22 protein-coding genes are annotated in these 24,417 nt (G+C 73.1%); 12 read left to right on the forward strand and 10 right to left on the reverse strand.

Features of this window, described 5'->3' with window-relative positions:
- The first annotated feature begins 25 nt into the window (after positions 1-25).
- Positions 26-928 (forward strand): LysR family transcriptional regulator, encoded by a 903-nt coding sequence (locus BLW86_RS31695; protein WP_093877196.1) that lies wholly within the window; start codon positions 26-28, stop codon positions 926-928.
- Positions 929-952: 24 nt separating this feature from the next.
- Here the strand turns inward: BLW86_RS31695 and BLW86_RS31700 are convergent, their stop codons facing one another.
- The gene (locus BLW86_RS31700) at positions 953-1,420 is read right to left on the reverse strand and encodes a pyridoxamine 5'-phosphate oxidase family protein (RefSeq protein ID WP_093877197.1); all 468 of its coding nucleotides are present in this window, start codon (positions 1,418-1,420) and stop codon (positions 953-955) included.
- Between the two features lie 85 nt (positions 1,421-1,505).
- Between BLW86_RS31700 and BLW86_RS31705 the strand changes: the two genes are divergently transcribed.
- Entirely contained in the window at positions 1,506-2,177 is a 672-nt protein-coding gene (locus tag BLW86_RS31705) for an isochorismatase family protein (protein WP_093877198.1), read from the forward strand.
- Here the strand turns inward: BLW86_RS31705 and BLW86_RS31710 are convergent.
- Positions 2,164-2,562, reverse strand: coding sequence for a Rieske (2Fe-2S) protein (locus BLW86_RS31710; protein ID WP_093877199.1), 399 nt, complete (start codon positions 2,560-2,562; stop codon positions 2,164-2,166). The two genes, BLW86_RS31705 and BLW86_RS31710, sit on opposite strands and share 14 nt — an antisense overlap.
- A gap of 146 nt (positions 2,563-2,708) precedes the next feature.
- Here BLW86_RS31710 and BLW86_RS31715 point away from each other — a divergent pair, with 146 nt between their 5' ends.
- Positions 2,709-3,776: an AraC family transcriptional regulator gene (locus tag BLW86_RS31715; protein ID WP_256341481.1), complete on the forward strand. Its 1,068-nt coding sequence runs from the start codon at positions 2,709-2,711 to the stop codon at positions 3,774-3,776.
- A gap of 103 nt (positions 3,777-3,879) precedes the next feature.
- Complete coding sequence (gene lepB, locus BLW86_RS31720) at positions 3,880-4,488, forward strand: signal peptidase I (protein ID WP_093877200.1); 609 nt, start codon at positions 3,880-3,882, stop codon at positions 4,486-4,488.
- Here lepB and BLW86_RS31725 read toward each other — a convergent pair.
- Positions 4,432-5,094, reverse strand: a complete 663-nt coding sequence (locus tag BLW86_RS31725) for a TetR/AcrR family transcriptional regulator (RefSeq protein WP_256341482.1) — start codon at positions 5,092-5,094, stop codon at positions 4,432-4,434. The genes lepB and BLW86_RS31725 overlap by 57 nt on opposite strands.
- Positions 5,095-5,228: 134 nt before the next feature.
- Here BLW86_RS31725 and BLW86_RS31730 point away from each other — a divergent pair, with 134 nt between their 5' ends.
- The 8 genes from BLW86_RS31730 to BLW86_RS31765 all read left to right on the forward strand — a co-directional run bounded on the left by BLW86_RS31730 (position 5,229) and on the right by BLW86_RS31765 (position 11,930).
- Positions 5,229-5,915, forward strand: a complete 687-nt coding sequence (locus BLW86_RS31730; RefSeq protein ID WP_093877201.1) for a DUF6230 family protein — start codon at positions 5,229-5,231, stop codon at positions 5,913-5,915.
- Positions 5,916-6,001: 86 nt separating this feature from the next.
- Positions 6,002-6,478 (forward strand): DUF6114 domain-containing protein, encoded by a 477-nt coding sequence (locus BLW86_RS31735; protein ID WP_093877202.1) that lies wholly within the window; start codon positions 6,002-6,004, stop codon positions 6,476-6,478.
- Positions 6,475-7,218, forward strand: a complete 744-nt coding sequence (locus BLW86_RS31740) for a DUF6230 family protein (protein ID WP_093877203.1) — start codon at positions 6,475-6,477, stop codon at positions 7,216-7,218. Before BLW86_RS31735 ends, BLW86_RS31740 begins: the two co-directional genes overlap by 4 nt.
- Positions 7,212-7,607: a DUF6114 domain-containing protein gene (locus tag BLW86_RS31745; protein WP_093877204.1), complete on the forward strand. Its 396-nt coding sequence runs from the start codon at positions 7,212-7,214 to the stop codon at positions 7,605-7,607. The genes BLW86_RS31740 and BLW86_RS31745 overlap by 7 nt, the downstream gene beginning before the upstream one ends.
- Positions 7,604-8,281, forward strand: coding sequence for a hypothetical protein (locus BLW86_RS31750; protein ID WP_256341483.1), 678 nt, complete (start codon positions 7,604-7,606; stop codon positions 8,279-8,281). Before BLW86_RS31745 ends, BLW86_RS31750 begins: the two co-directional genes overlap by 4 nt.
- The gene (locus BLW86_RS31755; protein ID WP_093877205.1) at positions 8,278-8,970 is read left to right on the forward strand and encodes a DUF6230 family protein; all 693 of its coding nucleotides are present in this window, start codon (positions 8,278-8,280) and stop codon (positions 8,968-8,970) included. Before BLW86_RS31750 ends, BLW86_RS31755 begins: the two co-directional genes overlap by 4 nt.
- A gap of 132 nt (positions 8,971-9,102) precedes the next feature.
- Complete coding sequence (locus BLW86_RS31760) at positions 9,103-10,254, forward strand: AfsR/SARP family transcriptional regulator (protein WP_093877206.1); 1,152 nt, start codon at positions 9,103-9,105, stop codon at positions 10,252-10,254.
- Positions 10,255-10,268: 14 nt separating this feature from the next.
- Positions 10,269-11,930 carry a PLL family lectin gene (locus tag BLW86_RS31765; protein WP_093877207.1) on the forward strand — a complete coding sequence of 554 codons (1,662 nt, stop codon included), beginning with the start codon at positions 10,269-10,271 and terminating at the stop codon, positions 11,928-11,930.
- A gap of 61 nt (positions 11,931-11,991) precedes the next feature.
- Here the strand turns inward: BLW86_RS31765 and BLW86_RS31770 are convergent, their stop codons facing one another.
- The 7 genes from BLW86_RS31770 to BLW86_RS31800 all read right to left on the reverse strand — a co-directional run bounded on the left by BLW86_RS31770 (position 11,992) and on the right by BLW86_RS31800 (position 24,360).
- Complete coding sequence (locus tag BLW86_RS31770; RefSeq protein ID WP_093877208.1) at positions 11,992-12,768, reverse strand: hypothetical protein; 777 nt, start codon at positions 12,766-12,768, stop codon at positions 11,992-11,994.
- A gap of 116 nt (positions 12,769-12,884) precedes the next feature.
- A complete protein-coding gene (locus BLW86_RS31775; RefSeq protein ID WP_177181805.1) occupies positions 12,885-15,398 on the reverse strand; it encodes a P-loop NTPase fold protein in 2,514 nt (837 codons plus the stop codon).
- A gap of 441 nt (positions 15,399-15,839) precedes the next feature.
- Entirely contained in the window at positions 15,840-16,916 is a 1,077-nt protein-coding gene (locus BLW86_RS31780) for an alpha/beta hydrolase (protein ID WP_093877210.1), read from the reverse strand.
- Positions 16,917-16,932: 16 nt separating this feature from the next.
- Positions 16,933-19,401, reverse strand: coding sequence for a penicillin acylase family protein (locus BLW86_RS31785; protein ID WP_093877211.1), 2,469 nt, complete (start codon positions 19,399-19,401; stop codon positions 16,933-16,935).
- A 106-nt stretch (positions 19,402-19,507) separates the two neighbouring features.
- Positions 19,508-20,989: a serine/threonine-protein kinase gene (locus tag BLW86_RS31790; protein WP_093877212.1), complete on the reverse strand. Its 1,482-nt coding sequence runs from the start codon at positions 20,987-20,989 to the stop codon at positions 19,508-19,510.
- Positions 20,986-21,795: a serine/threonine protein kinase gene (locus tag BLW86_RS31795; RefSeq protein WP_093877213.1), complete on the reverse strand. Its 810-nt coding sequence runs from the start codon at positions 21,793-21,795 to the stop codon at positions 20,986-20,988. The genes BLW86_RS31790 and BLW86_RS31795 overlap by 4 nt, the downstream gene beginning before the upstream one ends.
- Before the next feature lie 525 nt (positions 21,796-22,320).
- Entirely contained in the window at positions 22,321-24,360 is a 2,040-nt protein-coding gene (locus BLW86_RS31800; RefSeq protein WP_093877214.1) for a DUF8189 domain-containing protein, read from the reverse strand.
- Positions 24,361-24,417: the final 57 nt, after the last annotated feature.

Raw genomic sequence — 24,417 nt, forward strand, 5'->3', positions numbered from 1 at the left:
GACCCCTCCCCTTAGTATCACTTACATGTTGAACCTGGAGCGCCTCCGCACCCTCGACGCCGTCGCCCGGCACGGCTCGGTCAGCGGCGCGGCCGACGGCCTGCACGTCACCACCTCGGCCGTCTCCCAGCAGCTGTCCAAGCTGGAGCGCGAGGTCGGGCAGCAGCTGCTCGCCAAGAACGGCCGGGGCGTGCGACTCACCGACGCCGGGCTGCTGCTCGCCGAGCACGCCGCCCGGATCCTGTCCCAGGTCCAGATGGCGCAGGCCGACATCGAGGCCCAGCGGGGGAGGGTGGTGGGCGAGGTGCGGCTCGCGGCCTTCCCGACGGCGGCACGCGGACTCTTCCCGGACGCGCTCGCCGCCCTGCGCGCGGGCCACCCCGAGCTCCGCGTCCGTACGACGGAACTGGAGCCGGAGCCGGGTGTGCGGGCGGTCATGCGCGGGGACGCCGACCTGGCGATCGTCCTGGACTGGAGCAACAAGCGGGCGCCCGTCCCCGGCGGTCTGGAGCGCGCCCACCTCCTCGACGACTCCGCCGACGTGGCCCTGCCCGTCGGCCACCCGCTGGCCGGACGGGAGGCGGTGGACCTGGAGGACTTCGCCGACGAGGAGTGGGTGTCCTGGCCCGAGGGAGAGTTCTGCCACGACTGGCTGATGTTCACGCTGCGCTCGCAGGGCATCGAGCCGCGCATCGGGCACTTCGCGGGGGAGCACCACACCCAGCTGGCCCTGGTCGCCGCCGGGCTCGGGGTGTGCATCACCCCCCGGCTCGGACGCCCGGTGCCGGACGGGGTCGCCTTCGTCCCCGTGCGGCAGAAGGTGCGGCGCCACATCTACGCCACCTGGCGCGCCGACGCCGGCCGCCGTCCCTCCGTGCGGGCGGTCGTCGCGGCGCTGCGGGCGGCGGCGGAGCCGCTGGCGAGCTGAGACCGGCGCGGCCGGCCGCGCCCGTCAGGTGTTCGCGAGCTTGCGGAAGTCCCAGGAGGCGATGGCGTCCGGGGTCAGCCGGAGCCAGGCGTGCCGGCCGTCGTGCGGCATGGAGTCCAGGCCGAAGTTCTTGGCGGCGAAGAGCTGCTCGGGCACGTCGAGTTCGGGACAGGGTTCGCCGGTGCGCGGCGCCTCGCCGACGAAGACGGCGGTGCCGGACAGCTCGACGCCGCGCAGCTCCCCGTACTCCTCGCCGTCGTCCACCACGACCGCGATCCTCGGATCGGCGCGCAGCTCCGCCCAGCGCCGGCTGCGGGTGATCGAGTACAGCCACAGCGAGGAGCCGTCCCAGACGAACCAGAGCGCGCTGACGTGCGGGCGGCCGTCGGCGGAGACGGTCGCGACCCGGCAGGTGCGCTGTTCGGCGAGGAAGGAGTCGAGCTCGGCCGGGGTCATCATGATCCGGCGTCCACGGCGCTGTGCGACGGTCATCGTCCGCACCCTTCTGGATTTCTGATGAGACGTCAGAAAGCATGGGGGGTCGGTCGCGCGCGTGCAAGGGGAGGTCGGGAGAGCCATGGGAAAGAGTCCGAGGGAACGGCTCGGGGAGCGGATCCGCCCGGACGGCGGGGTCGTCCTGCTCACCGTCGAATGCCAGCGGGGTGTCGTCGGCCCCGACAGCGCCCTGCCCGAACTGGCCGCCGTCGCCCGCGCGTCGGGCGCCCTGCGGAACGTCGCCCGGCTCGTCGCCGCCGCGCACGCGGCGGACGTCCAGGTCGTCCACGCCGTCGCCGAGCGGCGCCCCGACGGGCGGGGCGCCAACACCAACGCCCGGTTGTTCAGGGCCGCCGCCCGGCTGCCCGTGCAGCAGCACAGCGGCAGCAGGGCCGTCCGGATCGCCGAACCGATCGAGGTCGCCGACGAGGACCTGGTGGTCCGGCGCCTGCACGGGCTCTCGCCGCTCGCCGGTACCGACGTCGACGCGCTGCTCCGCAACCTCGGGTGCCGGACGCTGATCGTCACCGGGGTCTCCGCCAACGTGGCCGTGCCCAACGCCGTCTTCGACGCCGTGAACCTCGGCTACACGGCCGTCGTGCCCGGGGACGCCATCGCGGGGGTGCCGGCCGACTACACCCCCGCGATGATCCGTCACACCCTCGCCCTCGTCGCCACGATCACCACGACCGACGAGGTGCTGGAGTGCTGGAAGGCTCCCGCGGGCGACGGCGGTGCCGTCAGCCGGGGCTGATCTCCTCGCCCACCACCTGGATCGGCTCCGGCGGCAGCGGCGAGGGCGCCGGGCCGGACTTCACGCTGCCGTCCGAGATGTCGAAGTGGCTCTGGTGGCACGGGCAGACGATCACGCCGTCCTTGATGCTGCTCACGGCGCAGCCCTGGTGGGTGCACTTCGAGGAGAAGGCCTTGAACTCGCCGGCCTTCGGCTGGGTGATCACCAGTCCCTTGTCGGCGAGGATCTTTCCGCCGCCCACCGGGATGTCCCCGGTCCGCGCCAGCGCCGTGCCCTCCGGTGCCGTGTTCTTGTCGTCCGTGCCGCCCCCGCAGGCGGCGAGCGCCGCCGCCAGGCCCGCGCCGCCCGCCGCCGCGACCACCGTCCGGCGTGCCACTCCGCTCATGTACTGCCTCTCTTCCTTCGGTGTAGTGCACCTGACGGTACGGCTGTGAGCTGTGTCCCGTTCACGGGATGCGCACTTCGAGAGCCTTACAGTTCTTAGTAGAGTGTCGGAACCTGGACATCCTTCGAGGAAAGTGTCTAGCTTCGGTGAACTCGTCGGTCAGTGCTCATCACGTACGGGCCGTGCTGCTCGGGGCCGAGCGGCACGGGGTGGCCCCAGGGCCGCTCCTCGCCCGCGCCGGACTGCCCTCCGCCCTCCTGGAGGAATCGCGGGCCAGGATCCCGGCGGAGCAGTTCGGGCAGCTCGTCAGGACCCTGTGGGCCACGCTCGACGACGAGCTGATCGGCTTCGGCGGCGCGCCCAGCAAGGTCGGGACCTTCGCCATGATGGCCCACGTCGTGGTCCACGGCAGCCGGGACCTGCGCGAGGCGCTCCGGCGCGCGCAGACCTTCTACTCCCTCTTCCCGGCCGGGCCGCGCTTTCGACTGCTCGAACCCGACGCGGGCGGGACCGGCGGGGGCGGGGCCGGCGCCGGTGTCGGGGAGGACGGTGGACTCGACGAGGCGCGGATGGAGTTCGACGTCTCCGGATACGACGACCCCCTCCACTTCGGCGCCGAGTCCACCGTCCTGGTCGCGCACCGTTTCGCCGGCTGGCTCGTCCGGCGCCGGATCGGCCTGAGGCGGGTCGAGTTCGTCCACCCCGAACCCCGGCACGCCCGCGAGTACGCCCTGCTCTTCGGCGCTCCCTGCGTCTTCGGCGCGGGACGGACGGCGGCCGTCTTCGACCGGGCGGACCTCGACGAACCCGTCCTGCGGGACGCGGCGGCGCTCAAGGCCTTCCTCCGCCGCGCCCCGGTCGACGTGCTGGTCTGCGGTGACTACGGCAGTACGGTGACCGGCCGGGTCCGGCACCTGATCGGCCGGGCGCTGCCCGCCGGACCGGCGCCGACGCCCGAGCAGCTCGCCGACCGGCTGTCCGTCAGTCCGCAGACCCTGCGGCGCCAACTGGCCGCCGAGGGGACGACGTACCAGCGGCTCCGCGACCAGGTGCGGCGCGACCACGCCATCGCCGAACTGACCGGCGGGCGGGTGTCGATCGAGCGGCTCTCGCGGCAGCTGGGCTTCTCCGAACCCAGCGCCTTCCACCGGGCGTTCCGGCGCTGGACCGGCGAGACGCCCCGCTCCTATCAGACGCGCGGTCAACAACCCTGAGCGGTACGGTCACGGCCGTCGCCCGCCACGGGGCCTACCTTCCCGCCATGACCGAAATCGACCGGTCCGCCGGCCCCTGGCCGCCGGACCCCACCCGACGCCGATGAACCCGCGCCGGGCGGCCGGCGCCGTCCTCGGGACCGGTGTCCTGCTCTGCCTCCTCGCCGGGGTCGCCGTCACGGCCCTCGGCGTCCGGGTCGACGGCACCAGCATGAGCCCGACCCTCCGGCAGGGCGACCGGATCCTCGTCGCCCCGGGCTCGGCGGGCGAGGCGCGCCGGTTCGACGTGGTGCTGCTGCGGGCCACCGGGAAGGACGCCCTCCTGGTGAAGCGGGTGATCGCCCTGCCCGGCGACCGGGTGGCGATCGTCTCCACGCCGGACGCGCCCTTCCAGGTCCTCCTCCAGGAGGGCGGCCGGGGTCCGGTACGCCGGGTGGTGGCGCCCGCATGGGCGTCGCAGGCCCGCCGTACGAGCGCCTGCTGCGGGCCCGACGGCACCCGGTCGGCGCGGCCCGGGCTGCGGACCGTGCCGGAGGGCGCGTTCTTCTACCTGGGCGACAACCCCGACCTGTCGGACGACTCGCGGGCGTACGGCTGGGGCGCGCTGGACCGGATCGAGGGCCGGGTCGGGGTGCGGGCCTTCCCCGTCTCCGCGTCACGGGACATCGGCAACCGGCCCGTCCTGGAGGAGTACCGGGGGCCGAGTCCCTGAGGCCTGCCGGGGCATCTGCTCCCGGCCCGTGCTCAGGGCGATCCGGACCACGGTGTCCGCGATGCGGCGGGCCGACTCCTCCGGCGAGGGGCCGGCCTGGACGATGTGACTGGCGGTCAGCCGGACCGCCGCGTCCACGGCCAGCTCGCGCGCCACCGGGTCGACGGCGGGCCAGGCCTCCGTGACGTACGCGTCGGCCATCGCCGTCGCCGTCTCGAAGGCCGCCGCGGACCGCGTCGTGAGGTACGACAGGAGCCCGTCCTCGCCGGTGCCGGCCAGCATGGCCTTGATCAGCGGGTTCCGCCCGGCCAGCGTGAGCGTGAAGCCGACGGAGGCCTCGACGGCCGCCCGCAGGTCGTCCCGGTGCGCGTCCAGGCCCTGCTGGATGCCGACGAGGCAGCGCTCCAGCTCGCGCTGGAACAGGGCCTCGCCGACCGCTTCCTTGGAGGGGAACTCCGCGTACAGCGTCTGCCGGCTGACGCCGACGGCGCTCGCCAGGTGCGCCATGCGCAGCTTGTCGAAGCCGCGGTCCGCGACCGCCTCGTACGCGGCGTCCAGCAGGCGTTCGCGCAGCAGTGTCCGGACCGTCTCCCTGAACCGTGGCATCGGCCAAGCCTAGACCAGGGGAAATCCGCCCGGGATCGTCAGAAGTGTTGACACTTCTAAGGAAACTGTCCAATTCTCGAATGGATAGCCGCGAAGTGTCATTCGGCCAGTGCGGCACGACGGTTGGAGATCACATGCAGCACGAGACCAGAGGCGTCACCCGCTGGCGCAGATCGGCGTTCCTCGCCGTGCCCGCGACGGCCGCCGTCGCCGCCATGGCGACGGCCATGGTGCAGGGCGCGCTCGCCGCGAACCTCTCGCTCACCAGCGTCCCCTTCACCCTCAGCTCCAAGACGGTCGCCGCGCCCCAGGGCATCGGCGCGGTCATGCACACCATCGACGCCGGCGGGGCCAAGGGCGCCGCCGAGGTCGGCATCGCCAAGGCGGGCCTGGACGGCATCTGCGTCCACGCCGTCCAGTCGGTCGACCTCCCGGTGATCGGCAGCCTCGGCACCTGGTCGCTCAACATCTCCTCGCCCGCCGCCGCGACCCCGCTCACCAGCGACCAACTCGTCGCCGGCGCCGGGCTCCAGGCCAACAAGCTCGTGCTCGACGCGCAGGCGCTCAAGGCGGCCACGGCCACGCTCAACGCGAGCGACACCACCCCGAACGTCATCGGCGCGGCCGCCGACGGCGCCGGGATCAAGGGCACCGGCATCAACGACGGCACCCCGGGTCAGTTCGGCCTCGACGCCACCGGCGGCCGGACCGACATCAAGAACCTCAACGCCGACGCCAACGGCGCCACCATCGCCGGCGCGATCACCCTGCCGGACCTCGCCATCGGGATCGCCCACGGCGACAGGACCTGCGGAGCCTGACCGCACACGACACCTCGGGGCTCCGCGTCCTCCGTACGGCGCGGGGCCCCGGCCCTCCCACCCCGACCCACCACTGCGAGGCCCCCATGACCACCGATCCGCCACCCGAGCCGACCGAAGCGTCCACCCCGGGCGGTCCGCGTCGCGCGCGTACCGCCTTCCGCCGCTGGCGCCGTGCCCGGCCGTTCTGGGCGGCCCTCTGGACCGGACTCGGCGGCTTCGTCATCTTCTTCCTGCCGATGGCGCCGCTCGGCAAGATCCTCCAGGTCGGCGTCGGCGGCATCGCGGGCATGGCCGGCGGCGTCCTCCTGATGGCGATGGCCCTGCTCATCCTGCTGCTCCCCGGACAGCGCCACACCGCGGGCGTCATCGCGGTGATCGCGGGAGTCGCCTCCTTCCCCCTGTCCAACCTCGGCGGCCTCTTCGTCGGCATGGTCCTCTCGGTCCTCGGCGGCTCCATGGCCTTCGCCTGGCTGCCCGAGAAGCCCGCCAAGCGGCGCCGTCCGCGCCGTACCACCCCCTCCGCCGAAAGGCCCGTGTCCCTGGGGAGCGGATCCGCATGAGCCACCTCCTCTCCGGGGCCCGCGGTGCCGCCGCCGACTGGAACGCCCGGATGCTCGCCCAGGCCGCCGACGGCACCCGCCGCGGCACCCGCTGGGGGCGCGGCGCCTTCGCGTTCGTCCCCTCGGCCCTCGCCATCGGCGTCCTCGGCACCGCCCTCGCGCAGGGCGCGCTCGCCGCCAACTTCAGCGTCACCGGACAGCCCTTCACCCTGACGTCCAACGGGGTCGAGGGCAGCGGCTTCGGCGCCATCGTCAACACCCCCGCCGTCGGACGCCCCGACGGCACCACGACCACCAACACCGCGATGGCGCGCGTCGGCTTCGCCAGCGCCGGGCTCGCCGGACTGTGCGGCATCGTCCACCAGACGATCGCCGGAGTCCCGTACTCCCTGCTCCTGACGGGCGGCCAGAAGGTGACGGCGACCCCGCCCGCCACCTTCACCACCGACATCGACGCCTCGAACCTCTACATCCAGGCCACCGAACTCCAGGCGTACGGACCCACCACCCTCCAGAACGCGGTCCTCGGCCAGTCCGCCGACCAGGTCACCGTCGCCGGCAAACCGCTCACCGGCGCCCTGCCCGGCGGCTTCGGACTCGGCTCGGCCGGCGGCGAGGGGGGCAGCTCCATCGCGCTGCACGGACTGAACGCCACCGCGTACGACGCCGAGATGGCCGGGGCGCTCGTCCTGCCCGATCTGAGGATCAGGGTCGTCGCGGGAACGGCGACCGCATGCTGACCGGCAAGACACCCCCTCGGACTGCGTACGTCTGGTTCCGCGCGTTCCGCCGGACCCGGCCGTTCTGGGGCGGGATGTGGCTGGTCGCCGGCGGCTGGACCGTCCTCAAGTTCTCCCTCAGCTCCCTGCAGTTGATCGTCAGCACCGGCTTCGGGGGAGTGGCCGGCTACCTCGTCGGCGGCGGGATGATCCTGTGCGGGCTCATCCCCCTCGCGCTGCCCGCCCAGCGGTACACCTTCGGGCTCATCGGCGCGGTCCTCGCCGTCGTCTCGCTCGTCGTCTCCAACCTGGGAGGCTTCCTGCTCGGCATGATCCTCGGCGTGCTCGGTGGCTCCATGATGGTCGGCTGGGGAGCCAAGCGCCCCCGCCGCCGGGCGGTGGAAGGATGAGGGCCCGGACGGCGCCCGTCAGGCACCGACCGTCGGCCGCCCGGCGGGCGCTCGCCGACCACCGGCACACGGCCGCCCGGCGGGCCCTCGCCGTGGCGGCGGCCCTGGTCCTCGCGGTCGTCACCGCCGTCTGGTCCGGGCAGCCGAGCAGCGCCTCGGGCGAGAGCGCCGCGGTCGAGCCGCTCGGCGTGCCCTTCCTGCCCTCGCCGGACCCGCTGCACGTCACCATCGGCAGCATGGTCGCCGTCTCGATGACGGTCGACAAGGACGTCACCATCCGGCTCTCCGACGGCTCGACGCGCACCACCACCCGCTACACCTTCACCAAGCTCAAGATCCGCTCGCACATGAACGTGGTCCAGCGCGCCTCCGGGCACACCGTCACCATCGACGTCCCCGGGGAGGGCTCGCTCGGCGGCTACGACAGCGCGGGCAAGGCCGAGACGACGACGATGTGGGGGAACATCACCAACGTCTGCGTCCGCGTCCTCGTCAAGATCTGCGGAGTGCAGGGGCTGCTCGACTTCTTCGGCTCCCTCATCCCGCTCACCGCCGGAGCCGAGGACTTCACCGGCGACATCTACGCGATCCGTACGGTCGACGACCACGCGGCCCTCGACTCCACCGACAACCCCGTCCACCTCCCCGGAACCATCACGGTGACCACGCCATGAGGACCCGCGAGGAAGGACGCACCCACTGGCGCCGGTCCCTCGCCGTCGCCCTGCCCGCGCTCCTCGCCGCCGGCGGCCTCGGCTCCGCCATGGCGACCGGAGCGCTGGCCGTCGGCCTCCGCGTCCAGGACCGGCCCGTCGACTTCACCACCAGCAGCCTGTACGGGACGCAGTACGGCGCCGCCGTCGTCGACCAGACCGTCGTACGGCCCGACGGCTCCACCGGAACCGAGCGCGTGCTCCGCATGGGCTTCGCGGACGGCGTCATCAACGGCCTCTGCCTGAGCCGGCGCCAGCAGATCGCGGGAGCCACGTACACCCTGCTGCTCACCCTCGGCGACGACGACCCGGGCTCCTGGGAGATCAGGACGAAGAACACCGTCCTCGACCTGCGCAGCGCCACCGGAGTCCTCGACATGGACGGCATCGTCGACCTCAACGTCAACGGCGCCGACGTGAAGACCGTCAAGGACGCCTCCGGCGCGTACGTCACCAACCCCCTGGACAGCCCGCAGCACCGCTTCGGCATCCAGGCCCGCTACGCCAAGTTCGACCGCATCACCGGCACCGCCCAGGACTTCCAGATCCCGGGCCTCCTCACGACCCCGAAGCTCTCGCTCTCCGTACGGCCGGGCACGGTCGCCTGCCCCGCCCCGGCGGCCCCCACGGGGACGCCCGGCACGCCCTGACCGCATCGCGTCGAGCCGTGCTCGACGGCGGTGTCACTCCGGATCGTTCCGGATGCCTTCCCCGACGCCCCCGCCACTACCTTGGCGACGGCGTCCGCCAGACCGACCAGTCCGGAGCCCGGGGGAGCACCGATGCCGACGACCGTCACCACCGGCCGACCGGACACCACCGGCCGGACCGGCGCCACCGTGCTCCGGGACCAGGAGCGCCGGGTGCTCGCCGCAGTCGGCTGCGGTCTGCGGGACGGCGAGATCGCCGCCGACCTCGCCATCCCCGAGGAGGCCGTGGCCTCCCACCTCGCACGGATCCTCGTGAAGCTCGGGCTCCGGGACCGGGCCGCCGCCATCGTCCACGCCTTCGACTCCGGCCTCGTCGTCCCCGGCCGAGGCCCCCGCACACGGGCGACGGACCCGGCGGCGCGGGCCACCGCCGCCCGCGCGGCCGGACCGGCCGTGCGGCTCTGTCTGCTCGGCCCCCTGACGGCACGACAGGACGGACGGCCCGTGGACCTCGGGCACCTCCGCCAGCAGTCCGTACTCGCCGCGCTGGCGCTGCGCGCGGGCCGGACCGTCAGCCGACGGGAACTGCTCGACGCCGTGTGGGGGACGGACACCCCGGTCGCCAACGTCGTCCCGGTGTACGTCTACCGGCTGCGCAAGGCCCTGAGCGCCGGGGACGACACCGCCCCGGTCATCGAACGCGACCCGCGCGGCTACCGGCTGGTCCCCGGCGCGGTCGACGTGGACGTGGCACGCCTGGAGGAACTGGTCACCGCCGTCAGGGCGGCGGACCGCGCGGGCGAACCGGCCGAGGCGGTCCGGCTGTGCTCCCGGGCGCTCGACCTGTTCCACGGGGAGCCGTTGGGCGGACTGCCCGGACCGCTCGCCGAACTGGAGCGCCTGCGGCTCACCGAGCGCAGGATCGCCCTCGTCCAGCGGAAGGCGACCTGGCAGCTGTGGCTCGGCCGCCACTCCGAGGCGACGGCGGAGCTGTTCGCCCTGTCCGCGGCGCACCCCCTGAACGAACCGGTGGCCGCGACGCTGATGCGCGCGCTGTACCGGAGCGGCCGGCAGGCCGACGCGCTGGACGTGTACGACCGCGTCCGCCGCCGCCTGTCCGAGGACCTCGGCGTCCCGCCGAGCCCGATGCTGCGGCGCACCCGCCGACTGATCCTGCGCGGGGACGAAGCAGGCCTCGCCCTCACGGCCGGAGCGCAGCCCATTCCTTCCTGCCCTCATGACAGAACGGCCGGAACGCAGCCCACCCTTTCCTTCCCCTCATGACAGAAAGGTCCACGATGACAAGAGGCTTGTTACGCCGAGCGCTCACCCGACTGGTCGTCGTCGCCGGTGCAGGAGCGCTGGCCGTCGGGCTGACCGCCCCGGTCGCCACCGCCCGGCCCGTGCCGGAGCCGGGTCCCGGCAAGGACCGGCACGGCGTCTCCCGGTACTTCAGCGGCCCGGAGGGGTTCGCCATTCCGACGGTGCCCTGCGACCCGGCCGGCCCGTCGGCCACCGACGGCGTCATGGCCGACCAGCTCGACCCGCAGCTGAACGCGAAGATGGCCGGCTATCTGGACGCCTACAAGATGTCCTGCGCGCGGATGGTGACGCAGGCGGTGAAGGACCGCGGGCTCAACCCGAAGGCCGCGGCGATCGCCATCGCCACGATCATCGTCGAGAGCAGCATGAACAACTACGCCCAGGCCGTCGACTACACCAGCCTCGGGCTCTTCCAGCAGCAGGACTGGTGGGGCACCCGGGAGGAGCGCCTCGACCCCGTCTACGCCACCAACGCCTTCCTCGACGAGATGGAGCGGCAGTATCCGGGCGGCTCGTGGAACGACGAGGCGATCGGCGAGGTCTGCTGGCACGTTCAGCGACCGCGCGAGGATCTGCGCCATCTGTACGGAGTCGAGGCGGGCGACGCGGTGCTCATCGCCGACGCGCTGTGGTCCGGTATGAGCGCCGGCCCCAAGCACCCGTACGGCTCCGGCCGGGTGGTGTCCGGGCGGTCCGCCGACGGTCGCCTCGAAGCCTTCGCCGCCGGCGCCGACGGTGTCTGGCACGCCTGGCAGACCGCGGTGAACGGCGGCTGGTCGCAGTGGCGGTTCGAGGGCGGGCCGCGCAACGCGCAGCTGGCGGTGGCGTCCAACGCGGACGGCCGTCTCGAACTGTTCGCGCTCTCGGGCAGCACGTTCGACCACATGTGGCAGACCGGCCCGAGCGCGGGGTGGTCGACCTGGGCGAACTTCGGCACCGGCGGGTACCGGCTGGCCGCGGGCAGCAACGCCGACGGACGCATCGAGGTGTTCGCCTCCAACGCCGACGGCGTGTTCCACCGCTGGCAGACGGCGCCCAGCGGCGGCTGGGCGAACTGGGAGGGCACCGGCGGCGGCCCGGCCGACGCGCGGCTCGCCGTCGAGAACGCGCCGGACGGGCGACTCGAGGTGTTCGCGCTGTCGGACGCCACCTTCGGGCACCTGTACCAGAGCGCGGTCAACGGCGGCTGGTCCGCCTGGGAGGAGTTCGGCGGCGGCGGTCACGACGTCGCCGTCAGCCACAACCAGGACGGACGCATCGAGGTGTTCGCCTCCAACGCCGCTGGCGTCTTCCACCGCTGGCAGACGGGCCCGACCTCCTGGTCGGCGTGGACGGGCACCGGCGGGATCTCGAACGCCGAGCTGACCACCTCGCGCTCGGTCGACGGCCGGGTCGAGGTGTTCGCGATCAACTCCGCCGCGGCGAGCCACTCCTGGCAGACCGGCCCGAGCGCCGCGTACTCCGCGTGGGAGACCTTCGGCGGCGGTGGCACCGAGATCGGCGCGGCCAACAACGCCGACGGGCGCATCGAGGTGTTCGGCACCAGCCACGCCGGCGTCTACCACCGCTGGCAGACCGGCTTCGCGACCTGGGCGGAATGGGGCTGGCTGAACGATTCCGGGCCCGCGGTCGACTAGGGCTTTCGGGTCAGGCCCTGGGGGCCGGTCATGACCGGTCCCAGGCCTCGGACGCGCACTCCTACACCAGCCTGGCGACGAGATACGCGAGGGCGGCGACAGCGCCGAGGCAGCCGAGGACGAACAGCGGGCTCCACGAGCCGCCTCGCCCCCGGCCGCCACCACCGGCCTGGGCGCCACCACCGGCCTGGCGCGCCGGCGGCGGTGGCGCAGGGGGAGTGGAACCGCCGAGGGGCCCCGAGGGCGGCCCCGTCGGCCTTTCCGTCTCCGGAATCCCGTGACCGGCACCGGTGTCCTCGCGCCTCGATTCCGTGTGGGGGCTCCGGTACGGCTCGACGAGCGGAGCCATGGGAGGACCCCACCGTGGCGGCGCGCCCTCCGGCGACACCCGCTCGTACAGCGTCCCCTCCGCGGTGCGCCGCCAGGTGCGCCCCGCGACGTCGGTGAACTCCACGGCCACGCCCGAAGGATCGAGGTCGCGGCCCGTCGCGTCCGCGGAGGGGACGAACGTCGCGTACTCGCCCGGCGTCAGCAGCCGGACCCTGGCGGGCCGAAGGACGTCGCCGTCGGCCAGGGCCCGGAGGCCACTCACCGGCTGGCTGCTGCCGTTGTACACCACGACGCCGCGCCCGCCGGCCTCCGGGTGCACGGAGATCCAGCTCGCCTGTCGGATCCGTGCCGCTCGTTCCGCTTCTTCCTCGCGCTGTCTGCGAGATTGTTCCTCACGCTCGTCGTGGATCTGCTGAGCTCTCTCGGCGCGATGGCCATGCCGGTAGCCGACGACGGCGGTCGCCACCGACACGACCAGTCCGAGCAGCGCGATCAGGGTCCCGATCATCCGTCCACCATGCAGCCTGCGAGCCTGTCCGCCTCGGAACGACGCCGCACTTCGGTGTCGCGACGGGTCTTCTGCCCCTTCGGCCGAAAGGGGCGACGCGACGCGGCCCCACCCGGTCAGGAGGGGCGGGGACGTGCGGAGGGGATGCCCAGGGGCGGGCGGCTGCCGCGAGGAGGCGACAGGCTCCAGGCCGCCCGGGCGGCGTCGATCATGGGCCGTGCGCTGAACGGGGACACAGACAGTTCGAGTCTGGCCTCGGCCAGGAACTGAAGGTCGCCCGCGGGGGTCGTGCTCGCCCGGAGGCGGCGGCCTTCGAAATCGTCCGGGTGGAAGATCTGCAGCAAGGTGAGCCCGAAGTAGGTGTAGGCAGAGGCTTCGGCGATCAGCTGGGCGGCGGTCTCCGGAGGCGTTGCCGGAGACGCGGTCGGCGAGGTCGATCCGGACGACGCGAGGTACTCGAGGGCGACGAGCAGCTCGTGGGTCGACGCCGGGTCGGCGTACCGCAGGTGGTCCATCACCGTGCGATAGGTGGACAGCCAGCCCGCGTTCTCGTGGTCCCACCGCTGTTTGGCCAGCAGGGTGCGGAAGCCGGCCAGCGTGTCGTTGAGCTCTTCGACGATGAGGCGTCGCGAGATCTCCGTGAGCTCGACCGCCCTCGCCTCTCGCGTGGACGAGATCTCCTCGTGCATCTCGAGCATGCGGCGCCCGTACCGGATCAGGTCGCGTGGAACGCCGCCGGCTAGAGCGTGCGCGAGCACGACATAGGGCGCGGGCAGGTCACTGGCACGCTCGTCCATGAGGGTGGTGGACTGTGCGAGGCTCCAGGCCTGCACGTGCAGGATGTCGTCGAGCGAACTGTCGGTCGCGTCGCGCTCGGGCAGGCCCCGTCGGACGAAGGCGGCCCCCACGTCCTCGGCGACGGAGATCAGGTAGTGCACGCGGGGGACCCCCAGGATCGCCTTGACCTCGCTGAGGAAGAGAAGCGCCTGCTGATCCGTCGCAAGGCGGTCGAGCTCGTCGATGCAGACGAGCGTGCGTCCGTGCCGGCGATGTACGTGACGGGCTATTTCGGAGAGCCTCTCCCGCAGGTCTTCGACGAGCTGCGGGAAGTTCGGTGGGACGCTCGCCAGGGCCGACGTGTGCGCGCTCCCGACGGCGGCCGTGCCGGCGAAGCCGAGCGTGGCGGTGGTGGACGTCGACTGAGCGGTTCTGAGCTGGTACAGGTGGTTGCGGCACGAGGTCACCAGCTCGCTTTCCGGCTGTCGGATTCTCCAGCGTCCGGCCTTCATGAGGAGCGATCCCGCGATGAAGCAGGCCAGCCTGGTGGGATTCTCGGACTCGAACAGGATCGCCCGTACGTCCGCGCTGCGCAGGAAGAGGACGCAGGCCGCCACCCCGAAGGCGCCACCGACCCACTTCCAGCCGCCGACGTGGACGACCCCGAGGGCCACGTACGCGCGGCCGAGCGCGAAGGCGCTCAGGCCGAGACAGAGCAGCACCAGGAAGAGGTTCCCGAACCCGGCCCCCGACAGGGTGAGGACCTCCCCGAAGAGGCGCCTCACGTCCGGATCCGCGGCGAGGCTCACCACGGAACCCACGGCAAGGGCCCACCCCGTGACGCGGAGGAGGAGGACGGGAGCTCGCCGCACTCGACGCCGCCACCGCGCGGACCTTCCCAGTCGCCAGATCAGCAGGCCGGCCAGGGTCACCACCAGCCCGGCGCCGACGCTGCGTCCTCGCCAGACCGCCTCGGCATGCTGCAGCGTCCAGTCGCCGGCCGTGGCGAGCCCGCTCCGCACGACGTGGTCGTGCCGGTCCCAGAGCGCCTTCACGGCGGCGGCTGAGCCGAGGAGGACCAGCGCGCCGGCGGGAACGCCGAAGAACAGCGTCCGCCGAAGACCGCGGAGCGTCCGGCGTGCCGCGTCCCGGGTCCGCACGAGTCCGGACAGCCTCGTCAGCTGGGGCACCTCACCCGTCTCGCGGAGGAGGAAGCCCTCGCACAGCCTGACGAAGGTCGACAGCACCAGGTCGTAGGGCGTGTAGGCGGCGGGCACCCGGATGGTGATGGCGAAGTCGTTCGCGCGCACCGCGCCTTGCAGCAGGGTGGTCTTGCCCACCCCCCGGGGGCCGGACACGGCGATCGTCCCGCCCTGGAGGGCCGCGAGCTTCCGTTCGAGTTGCCGTGACGCCTCGCTGGGCACGGGCTTCCCGGTCCCGCCCGCGGAGCGGAGGCCGTCGAAGCTTCCCGGCAGCAGTACCGAATGGGGGTCGACTCCCATGAGCTCCTCGATCACCGCCAGGGCGGCGCGAGGAACGCCGTTCTCGCGCAGGTCCTGCCGCCAGTGACGCGCCGTCCTCCGGACCGCCGCGAGGTCGAGCGGCAGGCTCCCGAGGTGGAAGACCAGGGCGAGATGGGTCCGCAGGTTCTCGGCGGTGGGCGGGTGGAGCAGCCCGAGGACGACCGGCACGACCCCGGCCACCAGCAGGCAGGCGAACAGACCGAGTTCCGCGAGGACGGACAGACCGCCGATGCCGTCGACGTAGAAGAACGCGTACACGACGGCGGGCACCCAGAGCAGGACGAGCACGGTTCGCACGTCCGCGGACAGCTCGGATCGCAGCTGTGACAAGGCCTGTCGGGTACGAGCCGCCTCCCGCACGGCCCGGCGGTACGAGTTCAGGGTGCTCTCCACGTGCCCGAGCGCCCGGCTCACCGTCTCCGGCGACCTCATCGCCGCCCGTACGGCGGCTTCCGTCACACCGGGCCGGGCGTGGAACCGCCGACGCACCTGTGCGGAGCCGAGGCCCGCGGCGACGGCCTGCGCGTAGGCACTCTCTTCCTCGGGAGTGTCGCAACTCAGTAAGGAAGGTGCCGCGGGAGGTGGTTGAGTCGCGTTCTGCACGGATGGGCCCCTTCGCCTCGGTCTGCGGCGCGAGTGTACTGAGCAGGTCGCGCCCCGGCGGGCAAGGGCCCGACGGCCGGGCACCACCACCGACCGGCTCCCCGCGGGAACGCGTCGGCGGCCGGGCCTCCCGAGGGCGGAGGCCCGGCCGCTGTCATGGTCGATCGGTCAGGAGGCGAAGGCCCTCTCCAGGCGGGGGATCAGGTCCCGGAGGTCCTGCTCCCAGCAGCCGGGGCTGTGGCCGCCGTCGCACTGGGTGCCCCAGCCCGAACCGTCGCCGTAGTCGACGTAGTAATACGGCATGCCCCGGGCGTCCATGCGGGCCTTGACGTTCTTGGACGCGCCCGCGACCCAGAACTCCATGTTCGTCGGCGAGCCGCCCCCGTCGCCCGTGTAGAGGGACACGCCGATCCCGGCGAGCCTGTCCAGGTGCTGCGAGGGGTCGACCTCGTTCCACCGCCAGTCGACGTTGAAGACCGGGTAGGGCGAGCCGAACAGGGCGTCACTGTCCACGCCGGGCTTGTAGGCGGACTCGTTCGGGTCGCAGTACCCGGACGACGAGGCGCACATCGCACCCATCGCGTCGGTGACGGAGGCGACGACGGCGAGACGCAGGTCCATGGAGTTGGCAGACAGGTCGATGTCTCCCGACAGGGACGCGGTCTGGCTGAACAGGTCGGGACGGGCCTGGGCGTAGTGGAAGGCCCCGAACCCGCCCATGGAGATGCCGGCGACGGCGCGGGACTTCTTGACGGCGATCGTCCGCAGGTTGGCGTCGATGAACGGGATCACCTGCTTGAGGTGGAAGTTCTCCCAGTTCTGGGCGCCGAGCACGGTGTTCTGGTTGAGCCAGTTCGCGTACCAGCTGCGGGCGCCGCCGTCCGGGATGACGGTGATCATCTCGTTCGACATGGACAGCGCCGGATAGGTCTGCCGGATCGGGTCGTCGGGGGAGCCGTGCAGGAAGTACAGCACCGGGTAGCGCCGGTTCGGGTCGTCGTAGTACCCGCTCGGCAGGATGATCTTGATGTGCTGCTCGCCCGCGACCTGGGGCGTGGTGACCGTGAGGTAGAAGTCGGTGGCCGTCCCCACCGCCGGGCCGACCTGCGTCAGGCCGAACCCGTCCGTCAGCTTCGGCGGCTCCGTGGCCTCGGCGGCCTGCGCGGAGCCCGCCGGCGCGAGGACGGCGACGGCGGCGACCAGCCACGCGACCACCGTTCTCCACCAGTTCGGTGTTCTCTTCACAGTGTTTCCCTTCGTGTCAGTCGAGGACCTTGATCCGCAAGGCCGGAGAGGCCGCGATCTGTTCGTCGGTGAACCGCTCGGTCACCCACCCGCCCGCCGAGAACAACCGCGTCTGGTCGGCGTAGTGCGGCGAGCTCGGGTCGGCCGACTGGGAGTAGGTCATGACGGAGTACGACTCCGGCGGTTCGTCGGCGGTGAACCGCACCTGCTGGATGAAGCTGGAGCCGAAGACGACGTCCGGCTTTCCGTCGACCTGGCCGGGGGTGATCACGTTCAGCACGCCCAGTTCACCGAGCGAGCCGTGGATCGGTATCTGCTCACCGCCGCGGGTGATCCTCTGGATGTCGGACAGCGGCGCGTTCAGCGGGATGCCCGCCTTGCGCAGGGCGAGTACGGCACGGCCGAAGGCATCGCGTACGGCGGAGCTCCCGGAGTCCAGCGAATTGGGCGTGTGGACCGGGTCCTTGGGGTCGAAGGGCACCTTCCACGGCAGCTTCTCGAGCTTCTGCCCCCCTGTCAGGTAGGCCCAGTAGTTCGCGAAGAGCCAGGATCCCCGGCTGTCCGCCGTGAAGTCGTGGCTCTTCCAGGCGGCGAGGATCGGACAGGCCTCGCTGACGTTGACCAGGTTGCCGTCCACCAGGATCAGTCCGAAGGCGACGCTCTGGCACATGGACACGGTGGCGTTGAGGGTGAGGTCGGCCGCCCTGCTGTTGTCGGCGAACAGCAGCCGCCCCATCGTCTCCGGGGTGAAGCCCCGGCCCGGCAGGCCGTCCGTGCCGTTGATCCGGTTCCGCGCGGTCAGGATCAGCTCCTGGGTGCGCAGCGACCGGGGCGCCGCCGTGTCGCCCATCACCCGGGGGAAGGTCAGTGGTTGCTCGGGGTTGGCCAGCCAGGGGCTGTCGTTGGCGTTGCCCACGAAGTCCGAGCGGATCAGCCGGGGCTGCTTGTGCGGGTCGAGCAGACCCGGCGCGGCCGCGTTCGGGTCGTCGGGCCAGTCGCAGGCGCTGCGCTTGCCGTCGAGGATGGAGACGGGCGGCACGTTCGGCTGCGGGAGCGCCTGGTCGAACAGGAGCTTCCCGGTCTCGGTGAGGCAGGCCCGGGCGTGCTCGTCGGTGACGTTCGGGACGGCCTGGATGTCCGCGTACAGGGCGTTGCCCTCGCGGTCGGAGGCGATCGTGTTGAAGAAGGGGACGCCCTGCGTGGTCTCCAGGACGTTCACCACCTCGTGGACGTCCTTGGCCCGGTCGAGGCCGAACCAGGTGTTCAGCGCCCGCAGGTTGTTCATGTTCGGGTCGCGCACCACGTGCGCGCTGACCGCCCAGGGCAGCGGGATGCCCACGATCGAGGTGGTGACCGGTCCGTAGCGGGTGGACCACAGGGTCCTGGTGACCTTGCCGAGGGAGCCGTCGGCGTTCCGGACGTCGACCTCGACCCGCTGCGAGGTCATCTGCTCCCAGGCGCCGTCGACCAGGTACATGGTCGGGTTGAACGGGTCCACCTGCACGTCGAACAGCCCGAACGGGGCGACCGTGGCGACGGTGTGGCTCCAGGCGACGTCGTCGTTGTGCCCGATGTTCACGGCGGGCAGTCCGAGCAGGCCGGCCCCGGAGACGTTGACCTTCCCCGGGATGGTCAGCTGGCTCTGCCACATCCGGTTCTTGCCCTGCCAGGGGAAGTGCGGGTTGGCGAGCAGCATGCCGGTGCCGCCGGAGACGCCCTGCGAACCGACCGCCAGCGCGTTGCTGCCCATGTTCTGCCGGCGGCTCTTCGCCAGGGCGTCGCTGATCCGCTTCGCGGTCCGTGCGGGGTCCATGGGCTTCGCGGTTCTGGTGGCGCTCGCCGACGCTCCCGGGGGTACGGCGTTCACCTGACCGTCGAGCAGCGGGTCGGCGCTGCCCATGATGATCTCGGCGTGGGCGTGCCGGTAGACGTCCAGCTCCGTGATCGGCCGCACCCAGGCCGCACCGCGGCAGGCCGGGTCGGAGAGGTTGGCCACGCCCGTCTCCGCCAGGTACCGGTTGTACCCCTGGACGTAGCCCCGGATGGCCTCCCTGACCTCCGGCTCCGGCCCGTCGGGCGCGGGCTGGTTCAGGAGCCGCTCCACCACCGCGTTGTCCTTGAGCCGCTGGAAGTACAGATCGCTGTTGAGGTTGGTGGTGGTGTTCTGGTTCTGGCCGGGACTGGTCCGCCCGTCGGGCCCCAGGTAGCGGGACCGCTGGGCGTCGACCATCAGGTAGGTGTCGGCCAGGGTGCAGATGTTGTCCTTGGCCGCCGCGTATCCGTAACCCGTCCCCAGCCCCTCCCAGTCCGAGGCGATGATGTGCGGGATGCCGTACTCGGTGTACCGGATGGTCGGCTTGTCAGGCGCCGGCGCGGCGGCGGGTGACGCGGTGGCCGGGGCGCCGGTGACCGCCGTCGTACACGTCACCGCCGCCGCGGCCAGGACCGCCATCGGCAGCCTCGCTCTCGATCTCCTCCGTGCCATGGAACCGTCCCTCCCTGGAGTGAGGCCTGCGTGCGAACGCGGTCACGCTAGGGAGGAGCGATGAAATATCGATGACGCGGCCGACCCCGCCGGCGCCTCTGCCGGATCAGCGCACGGCCGGGGGCCGGGGACACCCCGGCAGCGGCGGCCGGTCCTTCGTCCGTACGGCGGGCAGCCAGGCCACGGGATACGTGGAGCCGCGCGGCAGCCGGACGCGGAACCACAGGGTGGACTGCAGGTCCTCCTCGTCGATGACGGGCTGTCCGTCGGGCAGCCGGCAGTCGGCGGTGAGGACGTCGCCGTGCCACACCCGGGTCGGTACGACGTTGCCCGCGGCGTACGGCCGCAGGGGATCGATCGCCAGGCCCAGACTGCACTGCGGATCCCTGTCGACGCGGCCCTGGCAGCCCCGCTCCGCGTTGAAGACCTCGACCGCGCGGGCCCTCTCGCCCGCACGGCCCGGCGCGGCGGACGGGCCCTCCCGCACCGTGTCCGACCACAGGGTCGCGCCGACGGCCCCGCAGAGCACGGCGGCGAGGACGACCGCGCGGGCCCGTCCCCGTGGCGGCCGGGCCCCGGCGCCGCGGGTCCCCGGACCCCGCGTCCCCACGTCGTACAGCCCCGCCTCCCGGGTGCCCTCCCGTGTGCTCTCCCGGGCGGCGATGCGGGCGAGCAGGCTCTCGGCCGTGTGCGGGGCACGCGCCGCGTGCGTCGGGGCCAGACAGTCGGCGGCCAGCGCACGCCAGAACGGCGGCACCGCGTGGTCCATGCGCAGCGGCGCACGCCCCTCGCCGTACTCCTGCACGGCGGCGCCCCGCGCCACCGGTGTGGCGCCGGGGAACGGCGAGGCGCCGGCGGCGAACACCTCGTGGACGACGACTCCCAGCGCCCAGATGTCGGCACTCGGCCGGACCTGCACCCCGAGCTCCCCCAGGGGCGCCCTCCACCGCTCGGGCGGGAGGTAGTCGAGCGTGCCCATGGGAGGCACGTACCCGTGCGTCCCGGTCAGCTCCGTGGCGAGGCCGAAGTCCGAGAGCTTCACCGAACCGTCCTTGCCCAGCAGGACGTTCTCCGGTTTGAGGTCGGCGTGCACCCAGCCCGAGCGGTGGAGATGGGCCAGGCCCTCGCAGATCCCCGCGATCAGCCGGCCGCGATCGGCCTCGGACACCCCCGCGTCGAGGAGTTCGCGCAGGCTGCCCGTGGCCCGCTCCATGACCAGCACGATCGCACCGTCCACGGCCGGCAGCTCCGGCGCGGCGAGGACGAAGGACTCCCGGAGGCCGATCAGCCGGGGATGCCCGGCCCTGCGCCCCAGTTCGACCTCGCGGCGGGCGGATTCCACGATCCTGCGGGCCTGCCGGGGCGCGAGCCCGGCGGTCGGCATGATCTTGAGCGCGACCTCCTCGGGGTCCGACGCCCGGCCGGAGCGGTCGCGGTGCTCCTCCGCCGGCCGCGCCGCGTACACCGTGGACCAGCCCCCGGCCCCGATCAGCTCGGTGACCACCCAGTCGCCCACCCGCCGGCCGGGCGGGAGCAGGTCCGTACGGTCGAGTCCCGTGGTGTCGTCCGGGCCGCGCGGCGCCGTCATCGCGACCTCTGCCGCTCCCGCCCGCCGCCCCCAGCCAGGGACGGCAGCAGCGCGAGATGCTCCTCCCGCACCAGACCGAACCGCAGCGCGAGCCCGACGATCTCCTCCCGCTTGCCGTTGCGGCGCTCGCCCTTGCCGGGCTCCTGGGCGTCGAGGCCGCCGAGGCGCAGCTTCTCCTCGGCGAGGTAGTCGATGTGCGAGCTGATGGCCCGCGCGGTCAGGGTGCCGCCGGTGACGTGCCCCCTGAGCCGCTCCACGATCTGCGGCGTGGTGGGCACCGCCACGCGGGACTGGTCGCGCAGCCGGGGTTCGCACAGCGCGACGAGCACGAGGAAGTACGTGGCCGACTCGTCCAGGGAGTACGCGGTGACCGTGCGACTGCCCCAGGGAGCGCCCGTCGCGTCCGGATCCAGATAGACGTGGTCGGGGGCGAAGACCTGGAAGGAGACCGTGAGATCGCCGCGGGTGGGCAGCACCACGCGGGAGAACTCGAACGGGACGGGCGCTCCGACGCGTCGCGGCGGGACCCGCAGGTACTCGCCCGCTCCCTCGGGGTTCTCCACCAGGTAACTGTGGGTGCTGCTGTGGTTCGTCAGCTGCCAGTGGTCGTCGGTCGCACGGATCTCCCCGGCGAGCCGGGAGATGGCCGCGTCCGCGAGACGGAGCTCGACCGGAGTCGTCGTGGAGCCCCGTCCGAAGCGGGCGACCTGGCCGGGACCGAGTCGCAACGTGACCGCGTCGCCGTACGGTTCGCCGCCGTCGGCGCCACCGCTTCCGCGCGGCAGATGGACGACTACGCCGCTCACCGCTCCCCCTCTTCGTCCCGTCGCGGTTGTCGGACGAGCGGAACGATACTCACGGGTCAGGTGAGTTCACCGGCGTGCTTCGGCCACTTCGGCCGGGACCCGTCAGAGGGGCCGGCGGTCGACCCCCGGCGGGTGCTCCGGCGGCGCGGAGAAGCCACCGCCGGGTCCTCCCGGGGCCCTCGCGGCCACGGCTCGCGGCGCCGTCCGCCGCTGTGACCCAGGCCACCCCATCGCCGTGTCGGAGCGGCGATTTGATGCCGTTTTCGGCCCTCTGCGGTGCCGATCGGCCGAGGAGCCGGCGCGGAGGCCGGGGAGGCGATCGGCCGGAGCCGACGGCCGGGGCGCGCGGGGAGCGCCTTCGCGCCCCGGACGCGGTCGGTTCCCCGCGCCCCGCGCAAGGTGGGGCAAGTCACCGCGCCCGGAGGGAGGGTAAGGGGTGATCCGGGAGGTTCGTCAGGTGCTCGGAGCTCTGCTCGGCCGCCCGTACATTGGCGCAATCCGTACGGAGCGCTGCGCGGCGCGTACTCAGAGTGCGGGGCTGCCCGACACGAGGGGCGCCACCGGGCGGTCGCCGAAGGCCGTCCACGGGCGCCACCCTCCGCTCGGCCGGTCCTGGACGCGGGTCCGTACCCGGCCGTCCGAGGTGACCGCGAACACGTGCAGCCGCCCGGTGGCGTCGAGCGCGACCGCGGGGGTGGCGGCGAGCCCGGTGCCGGGCTCGCCGAACTCCGCGCCGGGGTCCCAGCTCCCGCCCGGGGCCGTCTGCCGGCGGTGGACGAGCCGGGCGCCGCCCGGAGACAGGGAGAACGCCTCCAGGCGGCCGTCGGCGTCGGCGGCGAGCGCCGGGGCGGCCGCGCTCCAGCCGAACAGCGGCTGCCAGTCGTCCCAGCCGCCGCTCGGCACGGTCTGCCGCCGGTGGAACGTCCCCGCCCCGGACGGTCCGACGGCGACGACGGTCAGCCGGCCGCTGCCGTCCCCGGCCACCCGCGGCGCGGTGCCGGCGGCGGTGCCGAAGGCGTGCCAGGCGCCGGTCCAGGGACCGTCGGGGAACTCCTGCCACCGGTGGCGGATCCCGGAGCCGCCGACCGCGAGGACGAACACCTCCAACCGGCCGTCGGCGTTGGCCGCCACCGCCGGCGGGGCGCCGGCGGCGCCGCCGAAGCCGGGCTCCCACGCCTCCCAGGCCGTCGCCCCGGGTGACCGCTGGCGTCGCCGGGCGAAGGAGGCGGCGCCGGGACCCGACGCGAAGACCTGGAGCCGGCCGCCGGCGTCGCGGGCGACGGCGGGCGCCGCTCCCGCCGGGCCGCCGAACTCCTCCCAGTCGTACCAGCCGCCGTCCGGCCGCTGCACCCGGTGGTGCAGGTTGGCGCCTCCCGGCGCGAGCGAGAACACCTCCAGGCGGCCGTCGGTGTTCCGCCCGAGCGTGGGAACCGCGCCGGCGGGCCCTCCGAAGGCCTCCCATTCCGACCAGGTGTCGGTGCTCGCGTCGAGCTGCACGCGCCGCAGCATCGAGCGGTCGACGGCGTCGAGCGCGAACACCGTGAGCCGGCCGTCGACGTCGAGCCCCGTCACCGGGTTGTCCGGGCTCTGCCAGGGCGGAGGCGTGTCGCGCCAGTCCAGCGGCGCGACGTACAGACCCTGCCCGAACCAGCCCGCCGCGCTCGCGTACCACGCGTCCCCGTCGGCGAAGACCTCCACCGCGTGACCGGCGACATGGCCGGCGGGGCCGGTGAGGTCGAAGCGGAACGGGTCGCGCGAGGCGAGCACATCGGTGCCCGTGTAACCGTTGCGCGGTCCGATGAACAGGTAGTACCAGCCGTCCCGTTCGACGACGTACGGGGACTCGGTGACCGAGACGGTGGTGTCCGTGCTCGCGTCGGTGAACGCGACGCCCGGCTCGCTCCAGCGCACCAGATCGGCGGACCGCCGGTAGGCCACCACATGGTGGCCGCCCGGGCCCGAGAGCTCGGTGTAGTACATGACCCACTCGCCGCCGACCCGCAGGACCATCGGGTCCCGTGCGGCGAGCCCCCGGAACAGCGGCCCGGACGGCTCGCGGGTCCAGTCGAACAGGTCGGTCGAGGTGGCGAGGTTGATCGCCGCGCCGCCGCTGCCTGCGGCGCCTCCCGCGGCGTAGAACATCCAGAACCGGCCGCCCGCCTCGACGACGTGCGGCGCCCACAGGTGTTCCTCGCCGAAGTAGGACGGTGCGACGGTGAGCGCGTCGGGATGGGTGGTCCACGGGCCCTGCGGGGTCGGCGCGGAGGCGTGGGCGAAGGAGGTCTCCGCGGAGCTGTCCGGGGCTTCGCCGCGCGGGGCGCTGTTTCCGACGATGCCGAACAGATGCCAGCGGCCCTGGGCCCGGATCAGCGTGTGGTCGTTGAGGTAGCGCGGTCCGGCGGGGGTGGAGGGGTCGTGGACGTGGGCGAAGGGTCCCGCGCCGATCCAGCGGGCGGGCGGGACGGCCCCGGGGGCCGCGGCCACGGCACGGGCGGCGCCCGGGGCCGAGAGCGCGCCGAGACCAGCGGCGCCGCGCAGCAGGTTCCGTCTGCTGATCGGAAGCATGAGTCTCTCCAGGGGGACCCCTCGGCCGGCCGTGCCGTACGGGCTCGGCCGGCCGAG

The organism is Streptomyces sp. TLI_105 (assembly GCF_900105415.1).
GTDB lineage: Bacteria > Actinomycetota > Actinomycetes > Streptomycetales > Streptomycetaceae > Streptomyces.